This window comes from Synechococcus sp. A18-25c (assembly GCF_014280035.1).
Taxonomy (GTDB): Bacteria; Cyanobacteriota; Cyanobacteriia; order PCC-6307; family Cyanobiaceae; genus Synechococcus_C.
The window spans coordinates 2,362,763-2,376,099 of the sequence record NZ_CP047957.1; the positions used below are offsets into that span (position 1 = coordinate 2,362,763).

Genomic DNA, 13,337 nt, shown 5'->3' on the forward strand with positions numbered 1-13,337 from the left:
TTCTACTTCGGATGGTTGACCACCGAGTGCGCAGTCACCAGCTATCTGCTGCCTCTGCAGAAACCCACAAGCCAACCCTCCCGATCCTCAGAGTGCAGGTCTAAGCCGAGTTGGTTGCACTTCACGGCCAGTGCCCTAGACAACGACAACGCTTTGCTCAGTGACTGAGCATCCTCACGACTGGTCCATGCGTTGTCGAAGCCGTGATTCGAAATCTTCTCGGGCCTTGCGACGGATCGGACTCCTTGCCCTCGGCGTTCTTCTGACGGCATGCAGCAACAGAAACCGTCAGCAACCGACCTCGCTGCTGCGGGTGGCGCGGACATTGCCAAGCAGCGAAACCGTAACAACGGCCGACAGCGAACGGGATCGCAAACTCCTGCGCCAATTCCAGACCAGTGTGCGCGAAGTAGTGCCAGGGCTACAGCTTCAGCCATCGCTCTACACCGAATCATCAATCGAAGCAGAACTACGTCGTCAGACCAACAGTGGACTCGGTCCCGATCTGGTCATCAGCGATGCACGCACGATTCACGCGCTGTTCGAAGCCCGGTTGCTTGACCCCGTTCCTCTTACCAAGGACCAGCGGCAGGCCGTCGCTCCAACACTGCTCAAACGACTCACCAACGACCAAGGCCAGATCACAGGTCTGCCCGTGTCCCAATCGCTGCAACTGGCCTGCTACGACAAAAGCAAACTGAAAACTCCACCGGCTTCACTGTCAGAGCTCGCCAAAGCCAGCAGCGGTGAGTCCGTGTTCGGCATCGCGCAGAACTTCGAAGATCTCTACTGGAGCATGGGCAGCTTCGAGGCGGGGCCAGCCCTCGTGACGTCCTTGCGCGGACAAACACCAACAGCCCCAGAAACGCGTCAATTGGTGCGCTGGCTTGGCTGGCTGCAGGACACCAGCTTTCAGCAGAACGTGATCTTCCTACGCGATCAACCCACGCTAAGACGCCAACTGATCCAAGGCCGACTCAACTGGATCAGCTGCTGGAGCACACAGCTGCCGCAACTCAGAGAGGCCATGAAAGAGAAACTCGGGGTGAGTGTGTTGCCGGCTGGGCCTGTCGGTCAAGCCACTCCCGTCAGCAAACTGCAGGTGTGGGGCTTGGGTCGCAACTCCAGCCAGCGCCAACGCGCCAGCAGCGAAGAACTAATGCAATTCATCGTTCAACCCTGGGCTCAGAAAACCTGGTCACTGCGCTACCGAACCAGCTACCCGGTCAACCCCGTGGCAGCGGCGATCGTGAACAGTCAAATCCCGGGAACCGATGATCTTTATCTGATGAAATCCAGGGAAGGCATCCTGATTGGCGATGAAATCATGGCCAGCCTGGATGCCAATCCGGAACTGAACGAAGGCCTGCAAGACATCATCAATGACGTGATCTTCGGGACGGAATCGCCCGCACAAGCAGCCGGAAAGATCCACCAACTGCTGAAGCAAGCCTCATGAATTTCGTTCGTCCCACACACTTTGGAACCGTCTCTCCTGACGAGATTCTGGTGGAAATCCTGAGCTGGATGGCCTTCCTGCAGCGCTGGACCGTGCTGATCCAATTGCTGGTGGTCTTGGTGGTGATCGTGATCGCAAGAACCCGCAGCATGCAACTTGCGATCAGTCGCTATCGCTTTCATCAGCTGGTCCCTGAAGCGCTGCGCGTGCTGATTGGACCGGTCCTCATCTTGATCACAGCAGGTGGTTTCGCCCTGGCAAACGTCCCTTTTGGCCTGTTGCGTTATTTCGGACTTCTGTGGCTGGGATGGAACCTATTCACACCTCTCAAGCTGCTCGTGGAGCGGGTGAGCCCCCGCTTTCCAATTGGGGAAGTGGAGACCACGCTGTTCAAGCCGATTTATGTGTTCAGTGCCACCTTGTCTTTGCTGAGCCTGCTGGGAAGTAGGGAGAATCTCGCCAGAATTGGAGTCGCCAATTTATTTGGTGTAGAGATCACTCTGGGCAAGATTTATACCGCCATTGTTGCGATCTATCTGATCGTGACCGTTGCTTCAAGACCGGCGGCTCTGATGGCTTGGCTCAGCGGTGTGGTGTTCGGCGTCAAGCAACGGAACCAGCGCGGCCTCGAGTTGCTGTTCCGGTACAGCGTGATCGGCATCGGTGTGATCAGCGTCGCCTACTACATCGGGATCAATGGCAACGCTTTTATCGCCATCGCCGGTGGTTTGTCAGTGGGCATCGGCTTCGGGATCAAAGAAATCATCTCCAACTTCATCAGCAGCATCTGGCTGCTATTTGAAGGATCCGTGCGACCAGGAGAAATCCTGATGATCAACGGCGATCCTTGCACCGTGCGCAAACTCGGACTGCGCGCCACACAACTGCGTCGTGGGCGCGACGGCGCCGAGCTGTTGATTCCCAACCAAAACTTTTTCACCCAGGAGGCGGCGTCCTACACGGCAACTGAAACTTCACGCCGCGACAGCGTTGAGGTCGGTGCTGCCTATGACCACGACCCCGATCGCGTGATTGATGTACTGCTTCAAGTCGCAGCAGAACATTCAAAGGTGAAGACTTATCCACCGGCATCGGCCTTTGTCACCGAATTTGCCGACTCCTCGATCAACTACAAAATGCTGTTCTGGGTTGCCGATCCCCTCGATGCCTTTGCTGTTGGTAGCGATCTTCGTCGCGCCATCTGGAAACGCTTTGAGAAGGAGAGCATCACCATTCCCTTCCCACAGCGTCAGGTATATCCCATGGAATGGCCGCCGAGCAATCAGCAGAGCTTGCGTCCCCAGCTACAGGCAGAGCTGAACATTGATGGAGATCTGGCAGACGACATGAGCTAAGTTCAAAAGGTCGGCAAGTGAGTCTCATACCTGGTCCTCATTCCGCCAACGACTTCAACCTGGAGTTCCTGCAAACAAACATCGGTTTGCTGATGGGAACCCTGGCGCTTTTGGGTGCCTGGCTGTTGCTGCAACTGTTGAGCCGCCATGGGCGCAACATGGGCAGCCAACTTGCAGCGGCACTCAGGCGGCCTGTGCTGATTGGATTCGGCGTGTCGCTATACGCCAGCTGGATCATCCATCAGCTCAACAAAGACCTCCGACTCGGTCTGCTCGTGCAGGCGGAAGTCAACCGGATCTCCACCACTTTGGTTATCGCCAGCATCACCTGGGCCGTGATGAATGTCGGCCAGACGGTGTTGATGTCTGCATCCATGAAGCGATGGATTCAGATCAAGGATCAGCAGGATGAATCCATGCTGATCAATGTGATGAGCAGGTTATACACCATTTCTGTACTGCTCATTGCAACAGCAGCACTGATGGTGAACTTTGGCGTTCCCTCCGGCGCCATTGCCACGATGCTTGGGGGCGCCGGAATTGGCTTCTCATTCGCAACACAGCAGATCAGCCAAAATTTTCTTTCCGGCTTCATGTTGTTTTTCAACCGCCCCTTCAGGGAAGGCGATTGGATCAACGCAAACAACTTGGAAGGGACTGTGGAAAAAATTGGCTGGTATTACACACGAATTCGCACTTTTGATCGACGACCTCTCTACATTCCTAATTCGGTTTTTGCAATCAACCCGATTGAAAACCCTGGGGAAATGTACAACCGAAGAATCTTTGCCAATATCGGTCTTCGTTATGAAGATTTAAGCAAGATTGGCAATATCACGCAAGAAGTGCGCACCTATCTTGAGCAGCATCCAGACATCGACCAAAACCAAAGCATTGTTGTCAGTTTTAATGAATGGGATTCTTCATCAATCAACATGATGGTTTACTGCTTTACAAAAACAACTATCTGGAAAGATTGGCTCGAGATACAACAAGCTATCTTTCTTGAGATCGCTGGAATTGTTCAGCGCAGCGGTGCTGATTTTGCCTTTAATTGCACCACTCTCTATCCAGCACCTAATGCCAACGCAGACACACTCATCAAGTCACTCAATCAAGGTAAGCCTGCGTCTTAATAGACAAAGAATCTCACTACATTTTGGTTGTTTTCAAAACACACGGCAGAGTCATTCGAAGTACAAGTCATACCGGACGCCATAGCAGTTCAACTGGACGCGGATGTGTAAAAGCGCAGGGCAAACAACCAGAAAGTACGGGCAATCGCAAAGAACATCAGCGCCAGAGCCAAACCCGCCAGCAACATCGGCACCGCCGCCTCACCCAGCAACACCTGAGCGGGAACCGTCGTGAGAAAGGCCACCGGCAGCACGAAGGTGAACAACAGGCGCAGGGTCGGCGGATAGGCACTGAGCGGATAACGACCGGAGGCCAGCAGCGCCCGCAACACCTCAGTGGCATTCCAGGTTTTGACGAACCAAATACTGGTGGCAGCGATCAGAAACCAGAGCGAATAGAGGATCAGGCCACCGGCTATCAACATCACCAACACGGCGAAAAGGGCAGGCAAGCTGACCACCACACCGGCCTGATGACTGCCCCAGGCCAAAAGCCCCAGTCCCAGACCGATCTCCGGCAGCCCCGCTGGCGACAACGTGCGCAACGACAACCAGAACTGGCTGTCGATCGGTTTGAGCAGGACGAAATCCAAGGTGCCCTCGCGCACATGGGTGACGATCGCCCCGAGGTTGGGACGGAGCCAGGTGGTGGCCATGCCGTCGAACACCGTGTAGAGGCCCTGCACCATCAGCGCCTGAGCCCAGCTCCAGCCCCCCAACGTCTGATCGGGGCCATAAAACAGCGAGAGCAGCAGCAGGCTGCCACTGAGGCTCATCGCCATCGCCAGCAGCTCGATCAACACATTGGCTTGATATTCCAGTTGCACGGCCACGGCCGTGCCCCAGAAGCGTCGCAGGGTTCGCCAGTACCGTCCCATCAGGCCCCCATGGCGCTGTAACGCCGCACGCCAGCCCGCCAGAGCAGCAGCACCATCGGCAACAACAAGGCAATCCAGGCCAATTGAGCCCCAAAGCCCGCCAACAGATCCACCGGTTGGCCCGCCAGCACGCGGGCCGGGAAATCAATCAGATAGGGGAACGGCGTCCACTCGGCCACGGCCCGAACCGCCGGCGGAAAGGCCGTGAGCGGTGCCAGCAGCCCAGACAGGAACAGAAAGGGAATGAACTGGAGACGCTCTAGGGCACTGGCCTTCTCACTCCAGAAACAGAGGGCTGCAATCAGGCTCTGAAACAGGAAGGCGATGGCAAAGGCCATCCAGGTGGCCAACCAGGCCATCAGGAACCCCCCGAACGACGGCAACCAGAAGGCCTGGGGCTGCACCGCAAAAAACACGGCCGCGATCAGGGCCGCGAAGGGCAGACGCGTGAGCTGCTCGCCGAGGTGGGCCGCCACATAACGCCAGAGCGGATGCAGTGGCTGCAGCAGATAGGGCGAGAGCCGGCCGAGCAGTGCGTCTTCCTCGAAGGCGTAGACAACCCACACCACCGAAAATTGGCGCACCAGAAAGGCACTGAGGAAATAGCGATCCAGGGCCACACCATCGAGACCAAGACCCGAGCGCGCATCGCTGCCGCTCCAGACGCTGAGCATGACGAACGGCAGCACTCCAGAGAGGGCCCAGAGGGCGATCTCAGCGCGGTACTCGAGCATGTGGGCGTACTGGGAGCCCAACAGCACCCGGATAATCCGCCGGTTCAAGCCGAAGATCCGCATCAGACACGCCCCTGGCGGAACAGACCACCGATCAGTTCTTCGATCGGAGGATCGGTCACGTCCAGATCGCGCACCGCAAAACGATCCAGCAGCTGCGCCACCACGGCAGTGAGCTGATCGCGGGGCACCAACAGCCGCACGTCACACCCCTCCACCAGCTCCAACCGCCCCAGACCGGCCAAAGCTTCCGGCGCCACAGGCGACTCCAACTCCAGCCGCACCTCTCGCTCCGGCGCCAGCTGATCCGCCAGAGCCTCGAGCGGACCGTCATGAAACAACCGACCCTGGTGGATCAGCAGCACTCGGGGGCACAAGGCCGTGATGTCAGCCATGTAATGGCTGGTGAGCAACACCGTTGCCCCCGTCCTGCGGTTGTATTCCGCCAGGAACTGGCGCACCCGTGCCTGAGCATTCACGTCCAACCCCAGAGTCGGTTCATCCAGGAACAACACATCCGGCTCGTGCAGTAGCGCCGCCAAAAGTTCGGCTTTCATCCGCTGGCCCAGGGAAAGCTTGCGCACCGGCCGGGTGAGCTCCTCCCCCAGCTCCAGCAGATCAGCCAGCTCCTTGATCCGCCTCCGGGCCACACCATCGGAGATGCCATACACCGCCGCGTTCACCCGCAGCGAATCCATGGGCGGCAGGTCCCAGAGCAGCTGCTGTTTCTGGCCCATCACCAAAGTGATCCGGCGCAGGAACTCCGCCTGACGCCGCTGGGGCCGGTGCCCCGCCACCTGCACCTCGCCAGCGCTGGGGTGGATCAAGCCGCAGAGCATCTTCAAGGTGGTGGTCTTGCCGGCGCCATTAGCGCCAAGAAAGCCCACCATCTCCCCCGGCTCAATCGCAAACGACACATCCTGCACCGCCGTCACATCCCGAGTGCGCCGGCGAATGAAATGGCGCAATGTGCCGGCCAGCCCAGGCTGCTTCTCGGCAACCCGGTAGGTCTTGCTCAGCCCCTCAACCTGTATCACTGCTTCAGCTCAGATCCGCCAGGCGCTTGCGCGCCAGATCCGCCTGAGCCTGCTTCTCTGCCAGGTTGGCCTTGCATTCCGCCACCACCTCCGGGGGTGCCTTGTCGGCGAAGTTGGGATTGCCCAGCCGGCCCGCCAGGCCCTTGATTTCCTTCTCGGCCTTGGCAATGTCTTTTTCCAGGCGGCCCTTGAGCGCATCGAGATCGACGAGGCCTTCGATCGGCAGCAGCACCTGCAGCTCACCGCTCACCCCCGCCAGGGCCTTGGCCACCGGAGCCGCATCAGCTTCCGCCGGCGCCATCACCGCCACCGACTCCGCCCGAGTCAAGGCCGTGATGTCGGCCGTGGCCTGGTTGAGCACAGCTGCCAGCTCGCCGCGGCCGGTGACAAAGCGCACTGGCACCGATTGCGAGGGCTTCAGGCCCGCCACCGCGCGCAGGTTGCGCACCACACGGATGGCACCGATCAGCTCAGTAAAGGAGGCTTCCAACGCATCATCCAGAGCGCTCTCATCCAGTGCCGGCCAGGGCTGCAGGGCGAGGAAAGTGGTCTCCGGCTCGTTAGTGACGCTGTGCCAGAGCTCTTCTGTGAGGTGGGGCATCAACGGGTGCAGCATCAGATGCATCTGGCTAATCACCTTTGCCAGCACCTGCTTGGCCACCCGCTGATCAGCCAGGGCCTCCGCTGAAGGGTTCTCACCGGGATTAAGCCGGCGCTTGCTCAACTCCAAATACCAATCGCAAACGTCGTTCCAGGCGAACTCGTAAAGCCCCTTGGCCGCCTCACCCAGGCCAAAGTTGCTGTAGCGCTCGGCCGTTTCCCGGGTCACCCGGGCCAGGCGGGAGAGGATCCAGCGGTCCGCCAGCTGCAGGGCAGCGGGATCGGGGTCACCGAGTTGGCCCGGCGTTTCACCGCCCAGGTTCATCAGGGCGAAACGGGTGGCGTTCCAGAGCTTGTTGGCGAAGTTGCGCGAGGCCTCCACCGTGGCGGAAGTGTCCTTCTTGCGGTCGTAGTCCAGGCGGATGTCCTGACCCGCACCGGCCACCTCCCGCACCAACGCAAAACGCAGGGCATCGGTGCCGTAACGGTCGATCAGCAGCAGCGGATCGATGCCGTTGCCGGCGCTCTTGCTCATCTTGCGGTTCTGCTCATCCCGCACCAGGCCGTGAATGTAGACGTCCTGGAAGGGCATCTCGCCGGTGAAGGCGCCGGCCATCATCGTCATCCGGGCCACCCAGAAAAAGATGATGTCGAAGCCCGTCACCAGGGTGCTGGTGGGGTACCAGCGCTGCAAGTCAGCGCTATCTGCATTCGGCCAACCCAGGGTGGAGAAGGGCCAGAGGCCGCTGGAGAACCAGGTGTCGAGCACGTCTTCGTCCTGCTCGATCTCCGCCGCCGCGCCGTACTCCGCCTTGGCCTTCTCCAGGGCTTCGGCTTCGTCGCGGGCCACCACATAGGGCGTGGTGTCGGTGTACTTGCCGCCGGTCTCGCTGATCACGAACCAGGCGGGGATGCGATGGCCCCACCAGAGCTGACGGCTGATGCACCAGTCGCGGATGTCGGTGAGCCAATCGCGGTAGACCTTTTCCCAGCGCTCCGGGATGAAGCGGGGATCCTTCTTCTCCAGAGCCTCGCGGCAGCGAGCCGCCAAAGGCTCGGTTTTGACAAACCACTGGGTGGAGAGCAGCGGCTCCACCGGCACCTTGCCGCGGTCGGAATAGGGAACGCTGTGGCGGTAGTCCTCCACCTTCACCAGCAGCCCCAGCTCCTCCAGGCCTGCCACCACGGCCTTGCGGGCCTCGAAGCGATCCAGCCCCTCGAACTGACCGGCCTCATTATTCATTGTGCCGTTCTTGCACATCACCGTGATCTGGGGCAGACCGTGGCGCTGGCCGATGGCGAAGTCGTTGGGGTCGTGGGCCGGCGTCACCTTGACGCAGCCGGTGCCGAAGTCCTTCTCCACGTGGTCGTCGGCCACGATCGGAATCTCCCGCCCCACGAACGGCAGCGTGAGGGTCTGGCCCACCAGGTGGGCGTAGCGCTCGTCGGTGGGATTCACCGCCACCGCCGTATCGCCCAGCATCGTTTCGGGCCGGGTGGTGGCCACCTCCAGGTGACCGTCGCCGCTGCTGAGCGGATAGCGGAAATGCCAGAGGTGGCCATCCACCTCCTTCATCTCCACCTCCAGATCGCTGACCGCCGAACCGGAGGCGGGGCACCAGTTCACCAGGTATTCCCCGCGGTAGATCAGCCCCTGCTCATGCAGACGCACGAAGGCTTCCTTCACCGCCTCACTCAGGCCCTCATCGAGGGTGAAGCGCTGTCGCTTCCAATCCACGGAATAACCCAGGCGCCGCAGCTGGCCCACGATCCGGCCCCCGCTTTCGGCCTTCCACTGCCAGGCCCGCTCCAGGAAGGCTTCGCGGCCAAGGTCGTAGCGGGTCTTGCCCTCCTGCTTGAGCTGCTTCTCGAGAATCGTCTGCACCGCGATCGAAGCGTGGTCGGTGCCGGGCAGACAGAGCACGTTCTTTCCCGCTAAGCGCTGGTAGCGCACGATCGTGTCGATCAGGGCCGTATTGAAGGCATGGCCCATGTGCAGGCTGCCGGTCACGTTCGGCGGCGGGATCACCACCGAGAACGGTTCACCGGGGGCCTTCGGGTCGGGATGGAACGCTCCCAGGTCCTCCCAGGCCTGCTGCCAGCGGGCCTCCGTGCCAACCGGGTCGTAGGTCTTGGCCAGTTCGGGCACGGGAGGCATGCGCACACAGCCGCCCATGCTCGCAAAGGGGCGGAAGAGCGCACAACAACGAGGCACCAACCTCAATCCCCACAATCAACGCACTCACAAACACCGACTGGTGATTGATGGCATCGGCGTTGGTCGTCTGCTGAAGCGCCTGCTTCGTGACTGCAGTTTTCGGAAGTCGCGATGACCGGTGCTGCTGTGTTCCGCAAGATGCATTAGCGACAGCACATCCCGCCAACACAACGCCGAACTGGACAGTGGATTTGTTGCATCGATCAACTCACACCAACAAAAAGAAATCACAATGTCTGCAAAGACGATCTCTGTCGCTTGATCCGAAAGCTCGCTGTCAGCCTGCTGATCACGTCGTGGCTTCTCACAAGCTGCGGGCGCATTGGCAGCGAGATGCCGGTGTTGCTTTATCTAGCCATCGCAATCGACAAGGACGCCAACATCGAGACCAGCACGCAGGCTGACTTCCGCAGAAGAGTCGAGCTCATTGCTGACGACTACCGCAAGATTCATCCGCATGTTCAATTGCAATTTGAGCTGTACGAGCACAGCAAGCTCCTCAGAGAGCTCAAACGTCGCGATGCCTCAGACCTGGGACCGGATCTGATCATCACCGACACACTGCAAGCCCATCAACTGTTCGCAGCTGGGCTCACAGATGCCGTTCCGTTGTCTGAAGCCAAACGTCTCGACACCGAAACCTCACTCTGGGAACGGGTGATGCTCAGCAATGGAGAGATCGTGGCGCAACCGATCGTGATTTTTCCCCAAATCGCCTGCTTCAACAAAACCGCCATCAACACTGCACCCGCCACGTTGAGCGCTTTGCAGCAATTAGGAATGGCCGGTGCGCGCGTCGGGCTGCCGGTGACCTTCACCGAATTGCTTTGGACCGCAGGCAGCCTTGGTGCCTTATCAAGCCTGGCGCGTGCCGGAGACGGAGACACCCTTTCCACGCAAAACATCCAATCGATCCAGAACTGGATCCAATGGCTGGAAAATGCCAGTGCGCAAAACAACATCACCTTCTTCAAAGATCAGGGCCAACTGGAAAAGCTGCTGAAAGAAGAGGAGCTGGACTGGGTGACCTGCAATGCCAACAGCCTCCCCCGACTTCGAGAAGTTTTAGGCGACAAGCTCGCCGTGTCTGCACTACCCGAGGGTCCAAGCGGTGCAGCAAGCCCGGTGAACGATGTGAGGGTGCTCGCACTGGGCTCCAACTCAAGCCCCCGGCAACGTGCCGTTGCCATCAACCTGACTTACTACATCACCAACGCCATGATCCAGCGCAATCTCTCTCTGCGCTCCTTGGCATTTCTTCCCGTCAATCCAAACGTCGACGTCACCGACTCAACCTCCACCACCCTGACAACACTCGCGGCTTCTAAAAAAGCAGCCACGCAGCATGAAGAGGATCTTGCCGGCCTCGTCCACCAAGTCGATCTGTCCAGCCAGATCAATCCAACCCTGATCCCCTTGATCTTCGGCGACTCCACGCCGCAATCGAGCGCCGATGCCCTGATTCAGAGCCTGCAACGCCGACCATGAACGAACTGCTCTGGGAAATCGTCGGGTGGTTCGGCTATTTACAGCGAGGTGCTGTGATCAGCCAAGTCCTGCTCATCGCAGGCATCAGCGTGGCCTGGCGCCTTACCGCCCATCAACGATGGCGAGTCAAAGCACATCGCTCGCTTCGCTTGATGGTGGGTCCGGTGGCCGTCTTGCTCACGGCATGGCTGATTGGAGCAGGTGGCGGCAAAACCGGATTGATCAGCTATGCCGGTTTCTGCTGGCTGGGCTGGAATCTACTGAGCCTGCTCAGAAAGGGATTGCAGCGATTTATCCCTACCGAACAAGTGCGTTCGCTGGAAAGCCGTTTACTCAGGCCTCTTTATCTTGTCGTCGCTGGCCTCAATCTGGTCAGTCAATTCGATAACCCTGCCGATCTCGGCGTCATCAAACTTGGCAACTTATTCGGCGTTGCAATCAACTTAAACACGTTAGTCCTATCTTTGTTGGTGACTTACTTGCTCTTAGTTGCCAACAAACCGCCCGCTGCTGGTCTGGCCTGGTTGCTCAAACAACTACTCGGTTATACAGAAAATAGCCGCAAAGCCGTCGAACTTATCATCCGCTACATGCTTGTGGGCATCGGTGCTTTAGCCGTGAGTTTTCAAATCGGATTGAACAGCACGGCTCTACTCACGATCGCCGGAGGGTTGTCCGTAGGCCTTGGCTTTGGCGTGAAAGAAGTATTCTCGAACTTCATCAGCGGAATCTGGCTGCTGTTCGAAGGATCCGTACGACCTGGAGAGATTCTTGTAGTCGATGGAGACCTTTGCGAGGTCCGCAAATTGGGCTTGCGCGCCACCTTGCTTTGGCGGGGAAAAGACAATGCCGAACTGCTGATTCCCAATCAGCAGTTCTTCACCGATCAAGCCACCAGTTACACCGCCACCGACCGCATGCGGCGGAGCCAAATCAGAGTGGGCGCGGCTTACCACCACGACCCTGAAAAGGTGATCGCCATCTTGGAACAATCGGCTCTCGGCATCACAAAGCTGCTGGACTACCCAAAACCCATGGCACGCCTCGTGAACTACGGGGAGTCCGCCATCGAATACTCCCTGAGCTTCTGGATGGAAGACCCCATGAGCAATGCGGGGATCAAAAGCGATCTCAATCGTGCGATCTGGGCAGCATTCCAACGCGAACAGATTGAGATCCCACTCCCGCAGCGCGTGGACTACATCCGAGAATGGCCACCTGGAGATCCTGCTGATCAACAGATGGACGATCAGCACGCGAGCTAAACGAACGCAAAACAGAATTCAGGTGTGCGAGAGCCGCTGAAGGTATCCCTCACGCGTGCCAGCATTGATCCAGCCCGTCGCGATGGTTTTGCTGAATTGGTGGTTCACACGACCACGATGAATATGGCTAGGTCCGGCGGGGAAAATCACTAATTTCCCGCGCTCAGCCTCTTCATGGTGCTGCTGCCAGTGAAACTCGGTACCGGCTTCTTCTACGGAGTTGCAATACAAAATCCAAGCCAGCACGCGATGCACAGGCTCCGTTGCTTCATCACTGATGGTCCAATCGCAATGCCATTGGCGAAAGCCCTCCCCGGGGGCGTAACGCTGGAGGTTGAAGATCGGCAGCACAAATAAGTCCCGGTCGGGACACACCTCGCGAAACAAAGGGCGCTCCTGCAGATAACGCTCCAGCCCAGCCGAGATGCCACGCATGATCACCTCAGAAAGAGCACAGGCTTCCGGATCACTGCGGTCGATCGCTACGAGACTGATATCCGTGCTGACTTTGGCGGGCTCCTGGTCGTCGGCAGAGCCAAAGGCAATGCCAGGACGCTGGAGATCCTGGCGACGATCAAAAAACGCCATCACGCCATCGGCCACGGAGGCATAACCAGCATTGCTGTAGCGCCCGATCAAATTGGAACCATCCATCTCAGACATCGGTTTCAGGCTTCAGTCGAACTCCAAGGAATCGCGATCACCCCCTCCAGCTGTTGCCAGCGAGTGCGCTCCACCACGCGTCCACTCAAGCCCACCCGCTCCAGTGCCTTGGCCACCTGATCAGAGCTGAGCACGGAAGCATCCTGGGGCGCCTGCGACAGCACCAACACCTGCTGCTCAGCAGGATCCGCCAGCACCTGAAGCTCGAGATCTCCGAATTCGCGCTCAAAGAACACGCGCCTCAAGCGAGACCTCAGGGGGTCACCCAGCGCCTTGGCAAACCTCTCCAGGCTGTCGCGTTCGCCAGACAAACCGCAATTGAGCGCCAGCCAGATCAGCAATTTCGCCCAGCTATCGACCGTCCAAAGCGGTTGGAAACTCTCCCGATGCTGACGGATCAGCTCTATGAGAGCGAAATCAACCAACGTGCCCTGCAGCTGATCGGGATCGGGATGGCTCATGCTGATCCTTGCTTGAAGACATCCTCACCCCTGGGGGGCAGAC

General features: G+C 58.8%; 11 protein-coding genes. 5 read left to right on the forward strand and 6 right to left on the reverse strand.

The features are described 5' to 3' along the window. Positions 1-226 precede the first annotated feature (226 nt). The 3 genes from SynA1825c_RS12765 to SynA1825c_RS12775 are packed head-to-tail and all read left to right on the forward strand — an operon-like array spanning position 227 to position 3,950. Complete coding sequence (locus SynA1825c_RS12765) at positions 227-1,459, forward strand: extracellular solute-binding protein (protein ID WP_186469633.1); 1,233 nt, start codon at positions 227-229, stop codon at positions 1,457-1,459. Further along, the gene (locus tag SynA1825c_RS12770; RefSeq protein ID WP_186469634.1) at positions 1,456-2,814 is read left to right on the forward strand and encodes a mechanosensitive ion channel family protein; all 1,359 of its coding nucleotides are present in this window, start codon (positions 1,456-1,458) and stop codon (positions 2,812-2,814) included. The genes SynA1825c_RS12765 and SynA1825c_RS12770 overlap by 4 nt, the downstream gene beginning before the upstream one ends. A 17-nt stretch (positions 2,815-2,831) precedes the next feature. Then, entirely contained in the window at positions 2,832-3,950 is a 1,119-nt protein-coding gene (locus tag SynA1825c_RS12775) for a mechanosensitive ion channel family protein (RefSeq protein WP_370593754.1), read from the forward strand. A gap of 89 nt (positions 3,951-4,039) precedes the next feature. On the opposite strand, the gene SynA1825c_RS12780 is transcribed toward SynA1825c_RS12775, so the two are convergent. From SynA1825c_RS12780 to SynA1825c_RS12795, 4 genes are read right to left on the reverse strand one after another with little or no spacing between them, the layout of a single operon-like run. Then, a complete protein-coding gene (locus tag SynA1825c_RS12780; RefSeq protein WP_186469635.1) occupies positions 4,040-4,828 on the reverse strand; it encodes an ABC transporter permease in 789 nt (262 codons plus the stop codon). Further along, positions 4,828-5,625, reverse strand: a complete 798-nt coding sequence (locus tag SynA1825c_RS12785) for an ABC-2 family transporter protein (RefSeq protein WP_186469636.1) — start codon at positions 5,623-5,625, stop codon at positions 4,828-4,830. Before SynA1825c_RS12785 ends, SynA1825c_RS12780 begins: the two co-directional genes overlap by 1 nt. Further along, complete coding sequence (locus SynA1825c_RS12790) at positions 5,625-6,599, reverse strand: ATP-binding cassette domain-containing protein (RefSeq protein ID WP_186469637.1); 975 nt, start codon at positions 6,597-6,599, stop codon at positions 5,625-5,627. The genes SynA1825c_RS12785 and SynA1825c_RS12790 overlap by 1 nt, the downstream gene beginning before the upstream one ends. A gap of 4 nt (positions 6,600-6,603) precedes the next feature. Then, positions 6,604-9,348, reverse strand: a complete 2,745-nt coding sequence (locus tag SynA1825c_RS12795; RefSeq protein WP_186471218.1) for a valine--tRNA ligase — start codon at positions 9,346-9,348, stop codon at positions 6,604-6,606. A 327-nt stretch (positions 9,349-9,675) separates the two neighbouring features. Between SynA1825c_RS12795 and SynA1825c_RS12800 the strand changes: the two genes are divergently transcribed. Then, on the forward strand, positions 9,676-10,905 hold the full coding sequence (locus SynA1825c_RS12800) for an ABC transporter substrate-binding protein (RefSeq protein ID WP_186469638.1): 1,230 nt from the start codon (positions 9,676-9,678) through the stop codon (positions 10,903-10,905). Continuing rightward, complete coding sequence (locus SynA1825c_RS12805; RefSeq protein WP_186469639.1) at positions 10,902-12,170, forward strand: mechanosensitive ion channel family protein; 1,269 nt, start codon at positions 10,902-10,904, stop codon at positions 12,168-12,170. Before SynA1825c_RS12800 ends, SynA1825c_RS12805 begins: the two co-directional genes overlap by 4 nt. A gap of 18 nt (positions 12,171-12,188) precedes the next feature. Here the strand turns inward: SynA1825c_RS12805 and SynA1825c_RS12810 are convergent, their stop codons facing one another. Together SynA1825c_RS12810 and SynA1825c_RS12815 are read right to left on the reverse strand one after the other, a co-directional pair. Further along, positions 12,189-12,824 (reverse strand): 2OG-Fe(II) oxygenase, encoded by a 636-nt coding sequence (locus SynA1825c_RS12810; RefSeq protein WP_186469640.1) that lies wholly within the window; start codon positions 12,822-12,824, stop codon positions 12,189-12,191. A 14-nt stretch (positions 12,825-12,838) separates the two neighbouring features. After that, positions 12,839-13,294 (reverse strand): protein phosphatase, encoded by a 456-nt coding sequence (locus SynA1825c_RS12815; RefSeq protein ID WP_186469641.1) that lies wholly within the window; start codon positions 13,292-13,294, stop codon positions 12,839-12,841. Positions 13,295-13,337 lie beyond the last annotated feature (43 nt).

Excerpts from the sequence above, each read along its gene's own strand:
- SynA1825c_RS12770 (WP_186469634.1), top strand. The coding sequence starts at position 1,456 with ATGAATTTCGTTCGTCCCACACACTTTGGAACCGTCTCTCCTGACGAG.
- SynA1825c_RS12780 (WP_186469635.1), bottom strand. The coding sequence starts at position 4,828 with ATGGGACGGTACTGGCGAACCCTGCGACGCTTCTGGGGCACGGCCGTG.
- SynA1825c_RS12785 (WP_186469636.1), bottom strand. The coding sequence starts at position 5,625 with ATGCGGATCTTCGGCTTGAACCGGCGGATTATCCGGGTGCTGTTGGGC.
- SynA1825c_RS12805 (WP_186469639.1), top strand. The coding sequence starts at position 10,902 with ATGAACGAACTGCTCTGGGAAATCGTCGGGTGGTTCGGCTATTTACAG.
- SynA1825c_RS12810 (WP_186469640.1), bottom strand. The coding sequence starts at position 12,824 with ATGGATGGTTCCAATTTGATCGGGCGCTACAGCAATGCTGGTTATGCC.
- SynA1825c_RS12815 (WP_186469641.1), bottom strand. The coding sequence starts at position 13,294 with ATGAGCCATCCCGATCCCGATCAGCTGCAGGGCACGTTGGTTGATTTC.